Annotated in this window: 18 protein-coding genes; 10 read left to right on the forward strand and 8 right to left on the reverse strand. The window is 43.8% G+C overall.

Translation table 11 applies throughout. The features are described from left to right. Positions 1–37: 37 nt before the first annotated feature. A complete protein-coding gene (locus tag B2863_RS12825) occupies positions 38–2875 on the reverse strand; it encodes an aconitate hydratase (protein ID WP_296211288.1) in 2838 nt (945 codons plus the stop codon). A 296-nt stretch (positions 2876–3171) separates the two neighbouring features. After that, positions 3172–4242, reverse strand: a complete 1071-nt coding sequence (locus B2863_RS12830; protein ID WP_296211289.1) for a DUF3025 domain-containing protein — start codon at positions 4240–4242, stop codon at positions 3172–3174. A gap of 126 nt (positions 4243–4368) precedes the next feature. Between B2863_RS12830 and B2863_RS12835 the strand changes: the two genes are divergently transcribed. From B2863_RS12835 to B2863_RS12845, 3 genes are all read left to right on the forward strand, one after another. After that, positions 4369–5085 carry a metal-dependent hydrolase gene (locus tag B2863_RS12835; protein WP_101205981.1) on the forward strand — a complete coding sequence of 239 codons (717 nt, stop codon included), beginning with the start codon at positions 4369–4371 and terminating at the stop codon, positions 5083–5085. A 59-nt stretch (positions 5086–5144) separates the two neighbouring features. After that, positions 5145–5717, forward strand: a complete 573-nt coding sequence (locus B2863_RS12840; protein ID WP_296211291.1) for a YchJ family protein — start codon at positions 5145–5147, stop codon at positions 5715–5717. Between the two features lie 125 nt (positions 5718–5842). Continuing rightward, positions 5843–6331, forward strand: coding sequence for a CC0125/CC1285 family lipoprotein (locus B2863_RS12845; RefSeq protein WP_296211293.1), 489 nt, complete (start codon positions 5843–5845; stop codon positions 6329–6331). Positions 6332–6472: 141 nt separating this feature from the next. Here the strand turns inward: B2863_RS12845 and B2863_RS12850 are convergent, their stop codons facing one another. From B2863_RS12850 to B2863_RS12860, 3 genes are all read right to left on the reverse strand, one after another. After that, the gene (locus B2863_RS12850) at positions 6473–7393 is read right to left on the reverse strand and encodes a class II glutamine amidotransferase (RefSeq protein WP_057762068.1); all 921 of its coding nucleotides are present in this window, start codon (positions 7391–7393) and stop codon (positions 6473–6475) included. Continuing rightward, positions 7394–7723: a hypothetical protein gene (locus B2863_RS12855; RefSeq protein ID WP_296211295.1), complete on the reverse strand. Its 330-nt coding sequence runs from the start codon at positions 7721–7723 to the stop codon at positions 7394–7396. Positions 7724–7795: 72 nt separating this feature from the next. Continuing rightward, positions 7796–8959, reverse strand: coding sequence for a homoserine kinase (locus B2863_RS12860; protein WP_296211296.1), 1164 nt, complete (start codon positions 8957–8959; stop codon positions 7796–7798). A 185-nt stretch (positions 8960–9144) separates the two neighbouring features. Between B2863_RS12860 and hisF the strand changes: the two genes are divergently transcribed. The 7 genes from hisF to glmS all read left to right on the forward strand — a co-directional run bounded on the left by hisF (position 9145) and on the right by glmS (position 16928). Then, positions 9145–9927: an imidazole glycerol phosphate synthase subunit HisF gene (gene hisF / locus B2863_RS12865; RefSeq protein ID WP_101205985.1), complete on the forward strand. Its 783-nt coding sequence runs from the start codon at positions 9145–9147 to the stop codon at positions 9925–9927. Between the two features lie 185 nt (positions 9928–10112). After that, positions 10113–10634 (forward strand): 6,7-dimethyl-8-ribityllumazine synthase, encoded by a 522-nt coding sequence (ribE, locus tag B2863_RS12870; protein WP_075106501.1) that lies wholly within the window; start codon positions 10113–10115, stop codon positions 10632–10634. Between the two features lie 216 nt (positions 10635–10850). Further along, positions 10851–11693, forward strand: coding sequence for a transcription antitermination factor NusB (gene nusB, locus B2863_RS12875; protein WP_201569309.1), 843 nt, complete (start codon positions 10851–10853; stop codon positions 11691–11693). 8 nt (positions 11694–11701) lie between these two features. Next, on the forward strand, positions 11702–12733 hold the full coding sequence (gene thiL, locus B2863_RS12880; protein WP_296211297.1) for a thiamine-phosphate kinase: 1032 nt from the start codon (positions 11702–11704) through the stop codon (positions 12731–12733). Positions 12734–12736: 3 nt separating this feature from the next. Then, on the forward strand, positions 12737–13318 hold the full coding sequence (locus tag B2863_RS12885) for a phosphatidylglycerophosphatase A family protein (RefSeq protein ID WP_296211298.1): 582 nt from the start codon (positions 12737–12739) through the stop codon (positions 13316–13318). Between the two features lie 206 nt (positions 13319–13524). Continuing rightward, positions 13525–14901 carry a bifunctional UDP-N-acetylglucosamine diphosphorylase/glucosamine-1-phosphate N-acetyltransferase GlmU gene (glmU, locus tag B2863_RS12890; protein WP_296211299.1) on the forward strand — a complete coding sequence of 459 codons (1377 nt, stop codon included), beginning with the start codon at positions 13525–13527 and terminating at the stop codon, positions 14899–14901. 182 nt (positions 14902–15083) lie between these two features. Next, the gene (gene glmS, locus B2863_RS12895; RefSeq protein ID WP_296211301.1) at positions 15084–16928 is read left to right on the forward strand and encodes a glutamine--fructose-6-phosphate transaminase (isomerizing); all 1845 of its coding nucleotides are present in this window, start codon (positions 15084–15086) and stop codon (positions 16926–16928) included. A 303-nt stretch (positions 16929–17231) separates the two neighbouring features. Here the strand turns inward: glmS and ahr are convergent, their stop codons facing one another. The 3 genes from ahr to B2863_RS12910 form a co-directional block, all read right to left on the reverse strand. Next, positions 17232–18233, reverse strand: a complete 1002-nt coding sequence (ahr, locus tag B2863_RS12900) for an NADPH-dependent aldehyde reductase Ahr (protein WP_296211302.1) — start codon at positions 18231–18233, stop codon at positions 17232–17234. A gap of 286 nt (positions 18234–18519) precedes the next feature. Then, a complete protein-coding gene (locus B2863_RS12905; protein ID WP_296211303.1) occupies positions 18520–19455 on the reverse strand; it encodes a DMT family transporter in 936 nt (311 codons plus the stop codon). An 89-nt stretch (positions 19456–19544) separates the two neighbouring features. Beyond that, positions 19545–20255, reverse strand: coding sequence for an AraC family transcriptional regulator (locus tag B2863_RS12910; RefSeq protein WP_296211304.1), 711 nt, complete (start codon positions 20253–20255; stop codon positions 19545–19547). Between the last annotated feature and the right edge of the window lie 67 nt (positions 20256–20322).

Here is a 20322-nt window from a genome sequence, read left to right on the forward strand (position 1 = left end):
AGATTGGGCTTTTTGTCATATAAAACTTAACTAACTACTAGCTAGCTTCTTTGCTCTCAGCTGCCAGTTGACGTAGTACATAGTGCAATACGCCGCCATGACGCACATATTCGCGCTCTTTTGGCGTTTGTAGACCGACATTTACCTCAAAGGTTTCTACCGATCCGTCAGCACGTGTAGCCGTAACCGTAGCTGTTTTACTTTCGCCATTGTCCAGACCTGTGACGCTCAGCACTTCAGAACCATCTAGTTTGTAGGTTTCTGCATTCTGACCATCTTTAAACGTCAATGGCAGCACACCCATACCGACTAGGTTTGAACGGTGAATACGTTCAAACGAGCTGGTTAAAACTGCTTTTACGCCTAGCAGGATGGTACCTTTAGCTGCCCAATCACGGCTCGAACCAGAACCATACTCTGCCCCGCCCAATACCACTAACGGACGCTTATCTTCTTTATACTTCATTGCTGCATTGTAGATGGGCATTTCTTCGCCATCTTGTAACGTAGCGCTGTCATCTTTGAAGTAATAAGTATAGCCACCTTCTTTACCGCCCATCATGGTGTTTTTAATACGTATATTGGCAAAGGTACCACGAGTCATGACTGCATCGTTACCACGGCGTGAGCCATAGCTGTTGAAGTCTGCTTCCATCACACCGCGCTCTTGCAAGTACTTACCTGCTGGTGAGTCTGGATCGATATTACCTGCTGGTGAGATATGATCGGTAGTAATCGAGTCACCAAATAGACCTAGGATACGCGCGCCTTCGATATCAGGGATACCTTCTGGCTCCATGGTCATACCATCAAAGAACGGTGGATTTTTGATGTACGTTGACCCTTCATCCCATGGATACAATTGGCTATCCGCTGAACTAATTGCGTTCCACGCTGCACTACCGTCAAATACTTCGCCATAGTTCTTGCGGAACATATCAGCATCAATATTGTTGGCAATTAACTCGTTAATTTCTTCCGAGGTCGGCCAGATGTCTTTTAGGAATACATCATTGCCATCTTGATCTTGTCCGAGTGGATGAGTCGTCAAGTCAATATCAACAGTACCGGCCAGCGCATAAGCAACGACCAACGGTGGTGATGCTAAGTAACTGGCTTTGACATGCGAGTGAATACGACCTTCAAAATTACGGTTACCAGACAGTACAGCCGCTGCGACTAAGTCATTTTCTTCAATGCCTTTTTCGATCTCTTCTGACAATGGTCCTGAGTTACCGATACAAGTGGTACACCCATACCCTACTAGGTAGAAGCCCGTTTTTTCTAGCTCATCCATCAGATGGGTCTTTTCTAAATAGTCGGTGACCACTTTAGAACCCGGTGCGAGCGATGTCTTAACCCAAGGCTTGGCTTTAAGACCTTTGGCAGCCGCTTTTTTGGCAACTAGACCTGCACCAATCATTACTGCTGGGTTTGAAGTATTGGTACAAGAAGTAATGGCGGCAATAACTACCGATCCGTCTCGTAGTTTGTGTTGCTTATCATCGATACTGACATTTGAGAAGACATTGTTGGCTGGCGCATAACCTGCATTGTCATCACTGGTATCAACTTCGATATTCGGTTCAGCTGCCAAGTGTTCAGCTTGCTCTTGCTCGCCGCCTTCTTGATCAAAGCGTACTTTGCCTTCTACTTCTGACTTACGATCTTTGGTCATTTTTTCTAGCGTTTCGCCAAACTTCTCATGCATATCAGACAAATTGATACGCTGCTGTGGCAAGTTTGGACCAGCAAGTGCTGGTTGTACTGACGACAGATCTAGTTCTAATTTGCTTGAATAAGTCGCCGCAGGTGTATCGGCATCGTGCCATAAGCCTTGCACCTTAGCATATTTTTCAACCAGTTCAATCTGTTCTTCATCACGGCCTGATAGACGCAGGTAATCAATCGCCATTTGGTCAATTGGAAAAATACCACAAGTCGCGCCATACTCTGGTGACATATTGGCAATGGTGGCGCGGTCCGCTAACGGCATACTGTGTAAGCCTTCGCCATAAAACTCGACGAACTTGCCCACTACGCCATGTGCGCGCAACATCTCAACCACACGTAATACCAAATCGGTCGCCGTGACGCCTTCGGTTAGCTTACCTTTTAACTCAAAACCGACCACTTGTGGAATCAGCATTGATGACGGTTGGCCTAGCATCGCCGCTTCAGCTTCAATACCGCCAACACCCCAGCCAAGTACACCGATACCATTAATCATCGTGGTATGACTATCTGTACCAAACACTGTATCTGGATAAGCGGTCAGCTCGCCATCGACGTCTGCTGCCATCACCACACGGGCTAGATACTCAAGGTTAACCTGATGCACGATACCTGTCGCTGGCGGTACCACGACGAAGTTTTCAAAGGCTTGCTTGCCCCAATGCAAAAACTCATAGCGCTCGTTATTACGCTTAAATTCAATTTTTTCGTTCAAATCTAGCGCATCTTCGCGACCATAAGCATCAACCTGTACAGAGTGGTCGACGACCAGCTCACTAGGGATAAACGGATTGATCTGCTCAGCCTTTCCGCCAAGCTCGACCACTGCATCACGCATCGCGGCCAAATCGACTACTGATGGTACACCAGTGAAATCCTGCAATACCACACGCGCTGGCATAAAGGCGATTTCTTTTGACGCCTCAGCCCCTGCATCCCAGTTGGCAACCGCTTCGATATGGTTTTTGCCAACCGACTGGCCACCGTCTTCGTTACGCAATAGGTTTTCTAATACCACTTTCATACAAAATGGTAGTGTCTTGATATGCTCATAAGTTTCGGTCAGCTTTGGTAGGCTGTAGTAAGCATGTTCCTTGCCAGCAACCGAAAGGGTGTCTTTTACATCAAAAATATCACTCATGATAGCTTCCTTATCGTTGTTATAAATCCTGGACATAAATTATTATAAGTTTATGTATGACTGGTGGCTCAATAAATGATTGATCTGTTTTGAATCAATATCGCAGTTTCGCAAAACTGTCTGATATAAGTCAGTGTTAACAAAAGAGATAATCATATCTGTAGTGATTAACAGAAACTTCCTTTTACCATAACAAACATACAAGGCTTTGTTAACGTCTGGACGTTGTCGAATCGTGGCACAATCGTAAACGTAACAACGGTTTAGCGAGCTATTTTTGAGCAATCCCTTTCTATTTATTTTTTGTCTTTTTTACGTCGTCCATTGCGGAACACGTAGCGGTCTTCATAAAAGCCAGTATTGGCATTTTCTGCCCAAAAATGCGGCACCCCTAAAATAGGTAATGGCGCAAGCTGGCGTGGTTTCACATCATCATTTGATAATAATGTGTCCATGTATTTGGTAATCTTGTCATCCAAATAGCGCATACGTTCAGCTAACGATAAGGTAAAGAATTCTTGTGCAACATGAATGACAATGCTATGAGCGCATAGAGGTTTGCGTGGGTGTACCAACTGCTCAAGCAGTGCATGGCCAAAGATATAGACTGCTGCCTGAACACTGTTATCAGGCTGAGTTGGGTTGTCCCATTTAGCACGTGGTTTCACCAAACTTGTCTGCCAGTCAAAATTAACCAACGCCTCACCGATACTAGAGTCAGAAGTCACTAGCACTGCGCCATTCTCATCAAAGACAGTAATAGTGTCGCGCACACGCCCTCGACGCTCACTAATGCCCTGCTTTGCGATTTCTATCATATGGTAGTAATTGAGCATAGCTTTAGTCTTCGGAAAGGTCAGCCAAATACTGCCGTTAAACAAATCATGCAAATTATCACGCGTCGGGATATTGCCAGTTGTGCCGATGAAATGCTCATAAGCCTCCCCTTCAGGCAATACATTTTGAGAGACGAACTGTAGTGTCTGCGGCTTGTTATCATGAGCTGGTATGGTCTGTGGTAACGGCTGTTGCAAATGTTCAGCCTGCTGCATCATCGCCGTTTTTAAGACTTTGGCAATCGTGTCAGGCGTATTGATGTCAGAAGCATTTATATCGTGCTCATCTAGGCTTTTCACATCATCCAAACCTTTTGAATCATTCGAACCATCCAAGCTATTTCTCTGTGATTTCGAGCGACTAAGCCGCTCAATCGTGTTGCTGATATAAATCAATTGAGTAATATGCGATAACCAAGGCACTTGCCAGTCAATGGTAGCAAAGCTGTTATCAAGCTGACCTTCTACTACAGGCGGCTGCTTAGTATGAGTATCAGAGTTAAGTGTGGCGGGTAAATCACTGGCAGGCATAGAAGCTCTCTCTTACGGGCTATCTCTATTAGACGTATGGACGGTCTATGGTATCATGGTGCGCTTTTTTACTGCTAGATACGCCGCTCGAAAGGACTTTTTGAGCGCTATGGATGAATGAGTTTTATGGCAAATTTTAATACCCACTTAAATGTCGCTTTTATGGTCAGCGGCACACTGAGTTTGACAGTTTATAAAGCTGGATTGATTGATGATTCGGGATTTTTGGTGTGCGTAGCGCTTGGTACTATCGGTGGATTGCTGCCAGACTTGGATTCTGATAATTCAACACCGATTAAGCTCGGTTTTAATATCACCTCGTTCATATTTGCCTTTGGTCTGGTCATGCATTGGCGTAGTGACTTGAGCTTACTGGCATTGATAGTATTGTGGCTGGCAGGCTACGGTTTTATGCGTTATGTCGTTTTTCATATCTTTACTACGATGACGGTGCATCGCGGCGTCATCCACTCTGTGCCGTATATGGCAATACTGGGATTAGGTCTGACGTGCCTAAGTTACTATGGCTTGCACCTACCGCTGACGACTAGCTGGTTTTATGGTCTGTTTTTATTTGGTGGCGCGATGGTACATTTGTCATTGGATGAGCTATATAGCGTCAACTTGTCCAATATGAAAATGAAACGCTCATCGGGCACAGCGATGAAGTTTTATCAGCCAAAAGACAAATGGTGGTATTTGCTTCTATACACTATCCTTGCGCTACTGGTGTATGCCGCCCCGCCTTTTGAGATGTTTTGGTCACGATTAAGTGATCCTTCTGCATGGGCGCAGCTCAAAGTCGGCATATTGCCAGAATTAATAAAAAGCATGCTGCAATAAAGTTATCATAAGACCGTTGAGCCTAAACGAATAAGTCCAAACAAAAATTAGAGTAAAACATGCAACCTTACCCAGATATTTGCCCTTGCCAAATCAATCCAACAGCAGAGACGGCAGACGCTCCGCTATCCTATCGAGACTGCTGCAAGCCATATCATGATGCTTTTTATAATGATGAGATTGATAAAGCAGATGGTACAAAAGCGGAGACAGCCGAACGGCTCATGCGTACGCGCTATAGTGCCTTTGTATTGGTTAAGCCAGAGTATATCGTCAAAACCACAGTGCCTGCGCAGCAAGGCTTGCTTGACTTTGACGCGATTGAAAGTTGGGCAAAAGAGACACATTGGGCAGGATTAGAGATAGTAGAGCACACGCCAAAACTGGGTAAACGTCATGCACAGGTTGAATTTAAGGCGTATTTTAATGCCAAAGATAATACAGTTGATTTAGCAGAAAAAATACAGGCGCATCATGAACTGTCTACTTTCGTAAAGGTAAAAAGCAAAGCTAATCAAGATGCACTTTGGTACTTTTTAGACCCGACGGTTGCGATGACTGTCAGCCAAAAACAACCGTGCATTTGTGGGTCTGGTGAGAAATTTAAACGGTGTTGTGGGGGTTATTTGTAAGCTATGCTATGTCCACTCGTTTTTACTCAATTTTCCTAAGAAAAAACATTAGTTTAAACTTATTGAGTTTTAGTACAAGTTGTCATATATTTAGCTGGTGTATTCACAAACCTCAAGAGATAACTATGAAGCCATTATTCTTTGCAGCTTTTTTTGGTATTGTCATAGGACTATCGGGTTGTGCTACCTCATATAAAGCTCAAGGTATGAAAGGTGGCTTCTCAGATACTCCTCTTGCAAAAAACACGTATGCTGTCAATTTTCAAGGTAATGGTTATACTTCTGCGAGTAAAACAAGAGATTTTGCTCTTTTGAGGGCAGCTGAAATAATGCAAAACAATAATTATCCTTACTTTATTGTTCTGCAAGGAGATACAAGTACCATTGCTAAGAACGTTGAATGGTCACAAACTCAGCAAAACACTTTGATAAATAGCTACAGTGGTGTAACACGCATCAATACATCAACATCTGCTCCTGTCACATCTGTAGTATCTAAACACGATACTCAAGTCGTAGTAAAAGGTTTTAATTTACCTAATGTTCCTCAAAATGCACTATCAACACAGCAAATTATCAGCTCAATCAAAGCAAAGTATAAAATAGATGATTAAATAAAGAGCGAATATAATTCAATCTAGTTAAAAATTTATAGTCATACTTCTTAAAAAACTTTCTTAAAGTAGATTATTTCTATAGGAGTTTGACCATAACCTTTCGTTATCTTCTCTAATAACTCAAAATAGAAGCAACAGCTAAACACTCGCTCCAACGGCTCGTGCAATTGCAATCCCTTCATCAACCGTCAAAAACTTGCGCTGGCTTGGGCTGTCTTTATAAATGACATCACCATCTTGAAAGATTAAGCATTCATTGACGGCCAACTGTTGCCATTTCTCATTTTCAGTAAGGGGAACAGTTACTAAAATAGTGACTTTATCCGTGTCTGTGGTCACATCACCAAAGTTAATCGCCATATCATCATCAGCGAGTTTGGCTTCACCAAATGGCGCTTTACGCGTGAGATAAAACAGTAAACTACCCGCATAAGCCAGTTGCCACCTGCCATTGGATATTAAGCAATTAAATAACCCATTGGCAGAGAGATAGCGACACTGCGTGGTCAAAAAATTAAACAACGTTTTGTCATCAGGACGCGATTTAAAGCTACTCTTTAGACGATTAACCAAATAACAGAATGCCATTTCAGAATCAGTTGAACCAACTGGCTGACAGTGTGAGGCATTGCCGTTGTCCTGCAAGCGCTGACAGCGTTTGATAAATTCGCTATTCATCTGCCCATTGTGCGCAAATACCCACTGCTCACCCCATACTTCACGGACGAATGGATGGGTGTTTGCCAAGCAGTTCTGACCTTGCGTCGCTTTGCGAATATGCGCAATGACGTTCATGGCTTTGATTGGATAGTTATTGACCAAGTCAGCGACTGGCGACAGATGACTCGGACGATTATCATGAAACAGACGCAGACCCGTTGAGTCATTTGCCGTCTCATCGTTGGTTTTGTCATTATTACTGCATTCGCTGCGCTCAAAAAAGGCAATACCAAAGCCATCTTCATGACTGTCCGTCATCCCGCCGCGCTTGCGAAATCCTGCAAAGCTAAAGCCAATATCCGTTGGGGTATTACAGTTCATTCCTAAGAGTTGACACATTTAATCATTACCGCCGTTATTGTCGTCTATTATCGAGTTACCTTGATTAGGATTACTTTGAGCAGCAGATAGCGCATCAAAGTCAGCATCACTCATTTCATCAAGCAAAGCGGCACCATCAGTTGGGATGGTATCCAAAATGCGCTGAGCTTCTGCCAGATCAGTACTTTCTACCCAGAGAACGATACCCGAGTTCATACCTGGGATAGCGCTAAGCGGCTGCAAGGACACGGTAATGCCGTTATTACGTAGTAGGTTAGCGTGCAGCTCACCTTGCATATTGGTATCGTAGCGCGCCAGTTTGTGCCAGTTATCAACTTGATCGGTCATGGGATCGCCTCTAAGGTTTCGGTGCTAAAATTAGTACTAGCATTGGTACTAGAATAAATGAATAGGCAATGCTTAAGACAATTGATCTAGCGTATATTCTTTGATTGCAAACTCACTACTATTTAATGTTTCCTGCGCTTGCTCTGCTTGGGTGATACTGCTAAACACGCCGACTATTTGATTATCTTGTTTGCTTAATAGTACAAGTACGGTATTTTGCGACTTTTCAACATGCGCCCAATGATAAGCGGCCAGACGTTTCATCAAGTCAGGGTTTTTGACCATGATGTTATCACCCGTACGGCCTTCGGTACGGTTATAGTGAATCACATTTAGGCGTAATAACCAGAAGATCACCGCCGCCTTTGCCAGCATAACAGGTAGTGCACGCTTTTCATCGTTATTTAGCGGGCGGATCGATTCATAACCTTGTAAGAACGCCGCCATTTTACTGCGATCAAAGTTAACGGATTCGCCTTGTTCTGCAACGCCCCACGTGGTACAAAAATCATTAATAGTGATCGCAATATCCATCACGTAATGCTCGACACTGACTTCGGTAAAATCTAGTAGACCTGTCAGCCGAGCTTCACCTTTTTGTAGATTCCATAAGGTATTATCGGCAAACATATCTAAATGGCACAGACCTTTTGGCAAGGTTGCCAATGGCAATTCCGAATAAGAGCGCCAGATATCGCTCATCAGCTTGGCTTCGTCACCTGGCATAAACTGCATTTCACGGTCGCGCACATCTGCCCATGGGTACAGAGGCACGCCATATTGCTCACTTGGCTGCAATGCTTGTAGTGTCTCATGCAGCATGGCTAATGCCGCGCCAATGTCATGACACATCGCTTGCGTGGTTTGATCCGGATGTGAGCCCGCTAAGCATGGCACTAGCGTAATCGCTTTGTCTTCATAGTGGATGACATAGCGCTTATCGTCGCCATCCGTTTGCGAACCATTTGATTCAATAACGGCTAGCGGCGCGGCGACTGGTAGCTTGCCATTTAATTGATTAAGAATAACGGCCATTTTTTCGATATCAGCGGGCGGACGCTCTTCAAACAATGTAAACACGTAAGAGTATGTGCCGTCTGCATCATCAGTTGTTTGAATAAACCAGTTTGAGTTTTTAATACCTTGAGTAATCGGAATTGCGCGGGCAAACGACACGCCAAAGCTTTGACAAAAGGCGGCAAACTGATCATCGGTTAACTGGGTATAGACGGACATGACATCTCACTTATAGCAATTGGATAAGAAGTTGAATAGGATAAATTTATGCGGTAATGACAGCAATTGTACCGCGCATGATAAAACTATGGTGAAAAGCGTAATAATCTTGCGAAAACCTGCCTGAAATAGCAGTGATTTTGCTAGACTAGCGCCTATGAATTGATTATAAGGTGAAAGACCCTATGTTAGCAAAGCGTATCATTCCTTGCTTGGACGTTGACAATGGCCGCGTGGTCAAAGGCGTGCAATTTGTCGACATCAAAGACGCAGGCGATCCTGTCGAAGTAGCCAAACGCTACAACGAACAGGGCGCTGATGAGATTACTTTTTTGGATATTACTGCGACCAATGATGAGCGCGATACCACTTATCATACTGTTGAGCGCATGGCAGAAACGGTATTCGTTCCGCTGACCGTTGGCGGCGGCGTTCGTAAAATCGCTGACATCCGCAATTTGCTCAATGCTGGCGCGGATAAAGTGGCGATTAACTCAGCAGCCGTATTTACGCCGGAGTTCGTTGGTGAAGCCGCGCAGAAATTTGGCAACCAGTGTATCGTCGTTGCTATCGATGCCAAACGCGTCGCTGATATCAATGTCGATGGTATTGTCGTGCCACGTTGGGAGATTTTCACTCATGGTGGCCGTAAGCCAACGGGTATCGATGCCGTTGCTTGGGCGAGCAAAATGGCAGAGTTGGGCGCTGGTGAATTACTGGTCACCTCGATGGACGGTGATGGCACCAAAAAAGGCTATGATTTGGCACTGATGCAGCAAATTACGAGCCGCGTCAATGTACCAGTTATCGCCTCAGGTGGCGTCGGTAACCTGCAACATTTGGCAGAAGGCGTACTAGAAGGCGGTGTAGATGCCGTACTTGCTGCCAGTATTTTTCACTTCGGTGAGTACACGGTATTGGAGGCCAAAGAGTATATGGCAGCGCAAGGAATACAGATGCGTCTTTAGCACGCTCGTAATATACAAATAAAACCCAAAAAAATGCTATCATAGCGCTAACCATTTATTTTCGTTCAATTAACTAGGGCAACGCCAAAATAATAGGCGACCGAATCGATTGAACGCATCAGACTATTTAGCTATTTATTGACGCCTATATTTCAATTGAACGCTTATTAAGCAAAGGATTTTTTATGTCGAATTTACAACAGCAGCGCAACGACGTGACTCATATCGATGGTAACCTACATCAAAACGCTGATGCTCGCATTGGTATCGTTGTTGGTCGTTTTAACGGTTTTGTCGTTGAGTCATTGGTTGATGGTGCAATCGACGCCCTACTCCGTCATGGTGTATTGGGTAGCAACATTACTGTTATTCGTGTGCCTGGCGCATTTGAGCTACCACTTGTGGCCCAACGTGCTGCTGAATCAGATCGTTTTGACGCGATTGTGGCATTGGGTGCAATCATCCGTGGTAGCACGCCGCATTTTGATATTGTAGCTAGCGAATCTGCCAAAGGTTTGAGTGCTGTGGCAATGGATTATAATATCCCTGTTGCTAACGGTATCATCACTACTGATAGCATCGAGCAAGCTATCGAGCGCTCTGGCACTAAAGCGGGCAACAAAGGCTCTGAAGCTGCGATGGTTGTACTAGAAATGATCGCTGTTTTGTCACAGCTAGATATTGATGACAGTATCGATGAAGCGTAAGCTTCAAAGCTCACGTTTATTAGTTTAACTGGTGCTGCTATTTAGTAATAACAGCACCTTATAGCACTAGCCAGCTATCGAAACAATTGGCTACTTTTTGAATTTTCGCCGTATTTCTATACCCTTTAAAGCTTTGAATCAGCAAAGTCAAAAAGCTACTTTGTTAATTTATATTTTGACTGGGTATCATCTCAAAAATTTAGGTACAGACCCCCTATGACTGACCAACTCAAGCGCGCTATTAGCGCTGCGAAAACCGCACAAGCCAATGATGGACAAGCTGAAGCTACCCGTATAGCGAGCAGTAGTGCGGGTGATCAAACATTCGATATGAGTGAGTCTTCTTACAAGACCAGTCACACTGCTATCCGTAAGGCACGTCGCTTTGCGATGCAGGGCCTATACGAATGGCTCGTTACTGATCGCCGCTTTGATGTAGATGGTAAGCTTGGCTGGAAAGCCAATGCTCCGCATGATATTGCTGCTCGCACGCGTGCAACCAATGCCATGCATACCGTCCATATCGGTTATTATCATGAAATGATGCGCGACATCCCAGAACAAATTGAAGCACTCGATGCGCTTATCAGTCAGCATCTCGATCGTGAGGTTGATAAGCTAGATACTGTTGAGCACGCTATCTTGTTGATTGGCGCGTATGAGCTACAAAACCGTGTAGAGATTCCTTATAAAGTCGTGCTTGATGAAGCGATGAAGCTAAATAATCACTTTGGGGCGACTGATGCTCACAAATTGATTAATGCGGTACTGGATAAAATGGCCGGTGAGCTGCGCGCTTTAGAGGTACAAGCAGATACTAATGCCAATCTACGTACGTCACAAAAAGCGGCGGCTAAACAGTCTGAAGCAAATCCAGTGGATAGCATCGAAACTGCTGCTGAAACAGAAAGCACGATCGTCGATGAGCCGACTGCATCAAACAAGCCGCGTATCAGTGCTAACAAAGCTAACGTCAAACGCAGTAGTGCCAGTAAAGCCAGTGCAAATATCAGTGACTTTAAGGCGAGCAAGAAAAACGCTAACGATACCAAAGACTAAGACTAGCCATGAACGAGTTTGAGCTGATTGAGCGTATATTCTCACAGATGCAGGCCACGCATGCGCCATTAACTGGTATCGAAAAGGGTATCGGTGACGACGCGGCTGTGATGGCATTGCCAGCAGGCTCACGCTTGGTTAGCTGTATTGATACACTGGTTCAAGGTCGTCACTTTCATGCTAACTGGCAAAGAGTCGACGAATTAGCGTTTGCGATTGGCTATAAAGCCGTGGCTGTTAATGTCTCAGATATCGCTGCTATGGGTGCGACGCCACATAGCATTATGCTAGCGTTGGCACTACCTGAACGTCTAGCAAATCACGATTGGCTCACGACATTTGCCAAAGGCTTATTTCATGCGTGCCAGCTGTTTGGCGTGACGCTGATAGGTGGTGATACCACGCGTGGTGATCGTTTAGTGCTCAGTATCAGCGCGCAGGGATTACTGGCCGCAGATACACCAGCCATTTATCGCTCAGGTGCACAAGTGGGTGACAAAGTTTATGTTTCAGGCACACTTGGTGATGCTGCTTTCGCCTTGCAACATCCTGACAGCGCACAAGGTATCGAGTTGGCACATCGTCTACATATGCCAACGCCGCGTATTGCGCTAGGTGCAGCATTGGCAAAGATGGGTGCCACAGCGATGATAGATATCTCCGACGGTCTTTACCAAGATCTTGGGCATATCTGTCAGCAAAGCTCTGTCGGCATACGAATCCATTTAGATAAGCTACCGAGTAGCGAGTCATTATCTACTGTCGATTTGTCTGATCGCTTATTAGGTCAGCTAGCGGGCGGCGATGATTATGAACTGGCATTTACTTTGCCTTCACATATCAAACCGCCTACTGGCAACACACCTGTCACTTGTATCGGCGAGGTAATTGCACTAGCAGATCCGATAGCGACAGATACCAAGTCTTCTGATAACTCACGTCTTGAACTGTTTTATCAAAATCAGCCAGTGACGCCAACTCAGCCCGCACCGTTTTTGACGTGGCCCAATCTTACTGGTTACCAACACTTTACAGGCTAATCCATGACTGATCACGACTTATCTAAGCCTGACATCCGTAAAGCAAATGACTGCCCACCATTACCGGTCGGTGCCAGTATGCTTGACCGTGTGGTTTATTGGCTTGGGCTAGGTTTAGGTAGTGGTCTGCCGCGCCGTGCACCTGGCACTTGGGGTACTGTTGGTGGGTTAATCATTGCAATACCATTGTTGAGTTTGGGCTTTATACCTTTTCTCATTCTGACAATTCTATCTTGTATTTTGGGCGTTTGGATTTGCGGACGCACTGCTGAGCTGATGCAAGGTCATGATGATCCGCATATCGTTTGGGATGAGTGGGCAGGTATTTGGATTACCCTACTGCCTCTTTCTTACATGGGGATTGCTGACGATAACTTTTGGCAAAATATGTCTCAAGAACTTTCTATTTTCGCCATTGTTTTCGCTTTTATCTTATTTCGCTTTTTTGATATCGTTAAGCCGCCACCGATTGGATGGGCTGACAAAAGAGTTGCTGGCGGGTTAGGCATTATGCTCGATGACATCATCGCCGGTATCATGGCAGCAGTAGTATGGGTAGCGGTTATGTTTGGTGTGCTGTTATAAGCTACCCTAACTACTACGATGCTGAATTGGCTACTCTACAACCGCTAATCCTAGCAACGTTATCAATTTGAACGCTACTCTCCTGTATAGACAATTGATCTATTGTTAGTAGGTGGCATTACAAAGCCTGCACATCACAGCATTTTTATAAATGAACATTTGCGCTATAATCCAATATTATATTTTGTTACATTTGTGAGCCTATTATGACATCTCCTCTTTCTGTAATTATTTTAGCTGCCGGTAAAGGCACACGTATGCAATCGGCAAAGCCAAAGGTATTGCAGACATTGGCTGGGAAGTCTTTATTAGGCCATGTGCTAGATACTTGTCATCAGCTCACTGTTGATGAAACCATCATTGTTCATGGCTTTGGTGGTGATCAAGTAAAGTCAGAGATTACCAATCAATATACACAAGCATCGATTGCTTGGGTTGCTCAAACTGAGCAATTGGGAACTGGCCATGCGGTCAAGGTGACACTGTCTGATTTACCCAAGTCAGGACAAAGTCTTATTCTTTACGGTGATGTGCCATTGGTAAGCTGTAAGACATTGACAGCATTGAAAACTGCCAATATTGATGGCATGTCGATGCTGACGCTGACGGTCGATAATCCGTTTGGATTGGGTCGTATTAAGCGTGACCAAGCCGGTAATATTGAAGCCATCGTTGAGCAAAAAGATGCCAATGCTGAAGAGCAAAGCATTAAAGAAATTAACAGCGGTATCTACTGCGTCGATAATGCGTTACTGCACAAATACTTGCCTGAGCTCTCTAACGACAATGCACAGCAAGAATATTATCTGACGGATATCGTTAAAATGGCAGTCGCCGATGGTATTACTATCGCGGCGATTGAGCCTGAGCATACGTTTGAGATTGAAGGAGTTAATAATCGTCAACAGCTTGCTAGTCTAGAACGCACTTGGCAGCGCAAGCTAGTTGCTGATTTGCAAGAAGCTGGCGTGCAATTTGCCGATCCTACCCGTGTCGATATTCGTGGTACGTTAACCGCTGGTCAAGATGTGTTTATTGACGTTAATGTGGTATTTGAAGGTGACTGTACCTTGGGTGACAACGTCTATATCGAAGCGGGCTGTGTCATCAAAAATGCCCAGATTGGTAATGCCTGCTACATCAAACCGTATTGCGTGATCGATCGCGCTGATATTGGTGCTGGTGTTGATATCGGACCTTTTGCGCACTTGCGTCCTGATACCGTACTATCTGATAACAGCAAAATTGGTAACTTTGTCGAAATTAAAAAATCGACTATTGGTCAAGGCAGTAAAGTAAATCACTTAAGCTACGTCGGTGATGCAACCGTTGGCACAGGCGTTAATATCGGTGCTGGTGTCATTACCTGTAACTATGACGGTGCTAATAAATCGCAAACCATCATTGAAGACAATGCGTTTATCGGCTCTAACGCCAGTCTAGTCGCTCCAGTGACGATTGGCGATACTGCTACCGTTGCTGCTGGTTCTGTGATTACCAAAGACGTTGATAGTAGTGCGTTGGCATTTGGTCGTGCGCGTCAAGTACAAAAAAATGATTTTCAAAGACCCCCTAAAAAATAATTGCTCATTGGTGGTTTAGTCAACCTCAGTCATTCTTGAACTATTTTAAGCAGTACGGCAATCTTTGTGGTGCTGCTTCATCATATTTATCTGTTGATGACTCATCATTAATGACCAACCAAATTATTTGATCTTGCAACATTATATATTGAACTAATAAAATTTGAATCTAAGGAATAGCCATGTGTGGAATTGTAGGCGCCGTTGCTGAGCGAAATATCGCTAATATCTTACTTGAAGGCCTAAAGCGTTTAGAATATCGTGGCTATGACTCAGCTGGCCTGACGGTTATTCGTGATGGTGAATTACACCGTGAGCGTCAAGTGGGTAAAGTACAGGCACTGGTTAATGCCGTTGCTATCAATCCAGAGTTTTTTGATGGTCATATTGGTATTGCTCATACGCGCTGGGCAACCCATGGTGAGCCAGCACAGCGTAATGCACATCCACATGTGTCAGGCAAAATTGCGGTCGTGCATAACGGCATCGTCGAGAACTATGCTGAGCTGAAAGAAGAACTAATAGCCAAAGGCTACGTGTTTACTTCACAGACAGATACTGAAGTTGTGGCGCATCTAATCCATGATATCTACAAAAAAACGCCTGACTTGTTGGAAGCGGTCCGCACTATCATTCCGTTATTGCACGGTGCTTTTGCATTGGGTATCGTCCACGTAGATTGCCCTGATGAGCTCATTACTGTACGTCTAGGCTCACCTTTGGTTATCGGTGTCGGTATCGGTGAGAATTTTATCGCATCAGATCAGTTGGCTTTGCTGCCGGTGACCAATCGCTTCATGTATCTAGAAGAAGGTGATATCGCCAAATTAACTCGTAATAGCATTCAAGTTTATGCAGATGGTGTTGAAGTCCAACGTCAGATACATGAAATTGATGCCACCCAGCACAATGCCGATAAAGGCGAGTTCAAACATTATATGCTCAAAGAAATTTATGAGCAGCCAGATGCCGTCGCTCGTACGATAGAAATGGCTTTGGACAATGGTGAAACGACTAAACTACGCGATGATTTTTTACAGCGTCATGAGGCACTGCTGTCAGGTATTCGTCATGTACAAGTGATTGCTTGTGGTACCAGTTACCACGCTGGTATGGTCGCAAAATACTGGTTTGAGAGCCTTATTCGTATACCTTGTTCGGTCGAGGTTGCCAGCGAATTCCGCTATCGCAATCCTGTCGTCGTCGATAACACTTTGGTCATCTGTATTTCTCAATCTGGTGAAACGGCTGACACCTTATCAGCGTTACGTGATATCCAGAAGCAAACACCAACAGGCTTAGTCAGCTTGGCATTATGTAATGTACCGACGTCATCGCTGGTACGCGAAACAGATATTTTCTTGCCGACGTTGGCAGGACCTGAGATTGGCGTCGCCTCTACCAAAGCATTTACCACTCAGCTTGTAGCCTTGATATTATTGATATTAAAAGTTGGTGTCACGCAGAAACGCATGACTGACGAACACTTAAATACGTTATTAAGTGAGTTACATCAATTACCAGGACAACTCTACGCTAGCTTAAACCTTGATGCTCCTATCAAGACCATGAGTGAAAGCTTTGAAGATAAGAAAAGCTGTCTATTCTTAGGTCGCGGGCTACAGTTCCCGATTGCGCTAGAAGGCGCGTTAAAGCTAAAAGAAATTTCTTACATTCATGCAGAAGGTTATGCGGCAGGCGAGCTCAAACACGGTCCATTAGCATTGGTCGATAAAGACATGCCCATCGTTGTATTGGCGCCTAAAGACAGTATGTTTGATAAATTAAAAGCCAACATGCAAGAAGTGCATGCGCGTCATGGTGAGCTATTTGTATTCGCTAGTGAAGCCAGTCAGATGGTCGCGGAAGATAGACTACACTTAGTATATGTACCCGATGTTTGCGAGACGCTCGCCCCCATCGTCTACAGCGTGCCTGTGCAATTGTTGTCATATCATGTAGCAGTAATGCGTGGCACAGACGTCGACCAGCCACGCAATTTGGCAAAATCAGTCACGGTAGAATAAGAAGAATTACTCTACGACAGCTCTGAAAAAGACAAGTATTTACCCCTGCTATTGTGAACTCAGTAGCAGGGGTTTTTTATAATTTTAAAACGACCTACTAGCAATTTAAAAAAGTAGTAATAATTGCCTGAGCAAAAATTAAATAAAGATACTTAGATCCAGCTCCAAATAATCCGCATATTTTAAAAATTGGTGAAAAGCAGAATTTCGATACAAAAAAAATAGTGACACTCTATCTATTCACTAGAGTATCACTATTATTGTGCTTATTTGGTGGCTACATTTAGTTGCCTGTAACGACGTTTAGTCTCTTTCTAGCACCACTCTATAGCGAGCATTACCACTCTCTAATCGCTCAAACGCTTCATTAATCTCAGACATTTTGTATGTTTCAGTGACTGGCTGAATATTATGGCGAGCAGCAAAATTTAGCATTTTACGTAGCGTCGCTGGTGAGCCAACTGGCGAGCCTGATAGACTGTTCTGAGCCATAATCATTGGTGCAGCCGATATCTCTAGTGGCGCTTCTAACAGTCCAACAAAATGTAGCTTACCTTTTGGTCTTAGCGTCTTGATCACGATATCCCAGTTCATATCGACGTTCACTGTTGAAATTATTAGATCGAAAGAACCTGCGGCTTTTTCAATTTCGCTATCATCTCTTGAGTTTAGTGAATGGTGAGCGCCCATCTCTTTTGCTTCTTCCATTTTTGATTCACTGGTAAATGCCGTCACTTCACAGCCCCATGCATTGGCAAACTGCAATGCCAAATGACCCAAGCCACCAATACCAATCACAGCCACTCTAGAAGTTGGTTTGATGTCGTACTGCATAAGTGGGTTAAACACTGTGACACCGCCACATAACAGTGGTCCTACCGCGTTAAAATCAAGCCCTTCAGGTATCTTGATGACGCTAGTATCTTTTGCGCGTACTTTATCTGCAAAGCCGCCATGATTACCAATGATCGTACCTTCTTGCTCAGGGCATAGGTTGTGGTCTCCATCAATGCATAGATCGCAGACGTTACAGTATCCTTTATGCCAGCCAAGTCCGACTTTATCGCCCAATTCTAGATGCTTGACGTGCTTGCCTTTATTGAGGACTTTACCTGCAACCTCATGCCCACCGACAAACGGATATTGAGTCATACCCCATTCGTTTTGCCACATCGATAAATCACTGTGGCAGATACCGCAGCTATGTACTTCTATTTCTACTTCGTGATCGCCTAGAGCACCTGGGTCATATTCATAAGGCTCAAATTTGCTACCTTTCTCTTGTGCTGCATATGCGTTAATCATAGTTATTCCTTATTTTCTAGTTTTTTTGAAAGATTAGTTTGTAGAGATTGGTTTATCGTTCTAGCAGCTACTCACCTATTAGTAAAATTAAAATAGCGCTATAAGATATAAACAATTTCTTCAATAGATTTGATTGGACAGACTATAGCAAAGACTGTCCCAACTAATCCATTCAACTTACCAGTTTTAGACTAACGTCATACAAAGAGTCATACTTACCAAGCAGTATCTCATCAAAAATACTGCTTATCGTAAGAAATATTGCTTGGTTACTTATATTGTTTGATTACTTATATAGTGCACGCCTTCCTCGATAACCCGTCAGTTTTGGCGTCTTTATTACTTGCAGTAAGAGACAGATTATCATGAGTGACATTCCTAGCCAGCCGATAGGAGAGAATGTTTCACCGATTATAATGATAGCCAATATAGTGGCCACGATAGGTTCTAGTAACGTGATAAGCGTCGCTTTGCTCGCCTCAATTACTCTCAATGCTTGACCAAAAAGTAAATAACCAAAGAACATCGGCGCAATTGCCAGATATAGGGCAACGCTTATATGTTTTGCATCTAAAAACAGGTTTTCCCCTGTTAATAATAATGATGGCAACAATAAGACTGCCGACAGACCGAACATACTGGCCATCGCTGATTTTGAGTTTACCCCGTTCTCTATCATTTGACGTGCTGACCATGAATATGTGGCATAGGTCAGTCCTGCAACTAATCCTAACAACACGCCTAGTATTCGATTATTTGCTTGTGTGTTTATATCTAAATATTGGGTTTTCCCTAAAGTCAGCAAAATAACGCCAACCACACCAAATATAAAACTTACCACCCATCGACTAGTGACTATTTTATTGCTAATCAGACGCTCCATGATAATAGTGAAAAATGGCGCGCTAGCAATTGAGATCACTGTACCAATAGCGACACCTGCCAATCTCATAGAGGAATAAAAAGCTAAAGGATAGATAGCAACGCATAGGCTACCGATGAATAAGAGACTGGGCTGAGAAAGTAGTTTCTGTCTATCGCTTAATAAATTATTCTTAGCATTCAATACTAGCAATACACCGCCTACCCCCATGGAAAATGCACCAACGGCTAATGGACTAACGTCAGGTATAAAAGCAGAGGCTGTACCTGTCGTTCCCCAAAGGACACTGGCAGCTATCACACATAAAATAGCACTTAGACTAGATTTATTCTGCAGCATAGTAGCTACCTCTAACGTTATAATGAATAACATTATTATAGAGAGTTATAGACTACTGTTTTTGCAGGTTGGACGGTTTGTATGTCTGGTTAGACGTGTTTTAATTTGGAAGGGGCAATACCGAAATATTTAGAAAAGCGGCGGCTAAAAGCGCTAACATCCGTATAACCAACCAGTTCGGCTATGATAGCGATAGGTGAATCAGTATGCAGTAACAAAGCTTGCGCCTTTTGCATTCTGATCCTTGTGATGTACTCAGTGACGGTTTGGTTTGTTTGCAATTTGAAGTTCTTTTTGAACTGCGTAGCACTGAGACAAGAGATATCCGCCAACACTTCGATAGAAAGGTTTTTAGAAAAATTGTGGTGAATATATGCGACGACTGCTCTAATTCGAGCGTCATATTGCACAAATAGATTTTGTTGTTCTAAGAGTTTATAAAAGGTATCAAACATCAGTCTCTCAACTTCAGGATTGATTTGATACCTTAACTGACTCTCTGAAAACTCCAAAAAAGCCAACAATGGCGAACTTATAGAAAAAACAATTTGTGATGAATGAAGCACATTTTCTGGCAATAGATCTGTATCCACAACGATAAACTTTGCATTCTCCTCAGCGCTGAAATAGTGCTTTTCATTTGACTTGACCACAACACATTCGCTCGGGATAACTTTTCCAGTATAGCTCCCAACTTCGATATTGATTGCACCTCGCAAAGGCAAAACAATCTGATGAAAGTCATGAGAATGTCCTCTAGTCTGACGAGTGTATGACCTAATTGAGAGCGTGTTAATCATACATCGTTTTCCAGATTGCTATTACTGTGTCATGTCTTAGCTAACTATTTGGTTAGCTATTTGGCTC

It is taken from the genome of Psychrobacter sp. UBA3480 (assembly GCF_002377945.1).
Classification (GTDB): Bacteria; Pseudomonadota; Gammaproteobacteria; order Pseudomonadales; family Moraxellaceae; genus Psychrobacter.

Coding starts and splice junctions, on each gene's coding strand:
- B2863_RS12825 (WP_296211288.1), bottom strand. CDS start 2,875: ATGAGTGATATTTTTGATGTAAAAGACACCCTTTCGGTTGCTGGCAAG.
- B2863_RS12830 (WP_296211289.1), bottom strand. CDS start 4,242: ATGCCTGCCAGTGATTTACCCGCCACACTTAACTCTGATACTCATACT.
- B2863_RS12835 (WP_101205981.1), top strand. CDS start 4,369: ATGGCAAATTTTAATACCCACTTAAATGTCGCTTTTATGGTCAGCGGC.
- B2863_RS12840 (WP_296211291.1), top strand. CDS start 5,145: ATGCAACCTTACCCAGATATTTGCCCTTGCCAAATCAATCCAACAGCA.
- B2863_RS12845 (WP_296211293.1), top strand. CDS start 5,843: ATGAAGCCATTATTCTTTGCAGCTTTTTTTGGTATTGTCATAGGACTA.
- B2863_RS12850 (WP_057762068.1), bottom strand. CDS start 7,393: ATGTGTCAACTCTTAGGAATGAACTGTAATACCCCAACGGATATTGGC.
- B2863_RS12855 (WP_296211295.1), bottom strand. CDS start 7,723: ATGACCGATCAAGTTGATAACTGGCACAAACTGGCGCGCTACGATACC.
- B2863_RS12860 (WP_296211296.1), bottom strand. CDS start 8,959: ATGTCCGTCTATACCCAGTTAACCGATGATCAGTTTGCCGCCTTTTGT.
- hisF (WP_101205985.1), top strand. CDS start 9,145: ATGTTAGCAAAGCGTATCATTCCTTGCTTGGACGTTGACAATGGCCGC.
- ribE (WP_075106501.1), top strand. CDS start 10,113: ATGTCGAATTTACAACAGCAGCGCAACGACGTGACTCATATCGATGGT.
- nusB (WP_201569309.1), top strand. CDS start 10,851: ATGACTGACCAACTCAAGCGCGCTATTAGCGCTGCGAAAACCGCACAA.
- thiL (WP_296211297.1), top strand. CDS start 11,702: ATGAACGAGTTTGAGCTGATTGAGCGTATATTCTCACAGATGCAGGCC.
- B2863_RS12885 (WP_296211298.1), top strand. CDS start 12,737: ATGACTGATCACGACTTATCTAAGCCTGACATCCGTAAAGCAAATGAC.
- glmU (WP_296211299.1), top strand. CDS start 13,525: ATGACATCTCCTCTTTCTGTAATTATTTTAGCTGCCGGTAAAGGCACA.
- glmS (WP_296211301.1), top strand. CDS start 15,084: ATGTGTGGAATTGTAGGCGCCGTTGCTGAGCGAAATATCGCTAATATC.
- ahr (WP_296211302.1), bottom strand. CDS start 18,233: ATGATTAACGCATATGCAGCACAAGAGAAAGGTAGCAAATTTGAGCCT.
- B2863_RS12905 (WP_296211303.1), bottom strand. CDS start 19,455: ATGCTGCAGAATAAATCTAGTCTAAGTGCTATTTTATGTGTGATAGCT.
- B2863_RS12910 (WP_296211304.1), bottom strand. CDS start 20,255: ATGATTAACACGCTCTCAATTAGGTCATACACTCGTCAGACTAGAGGA.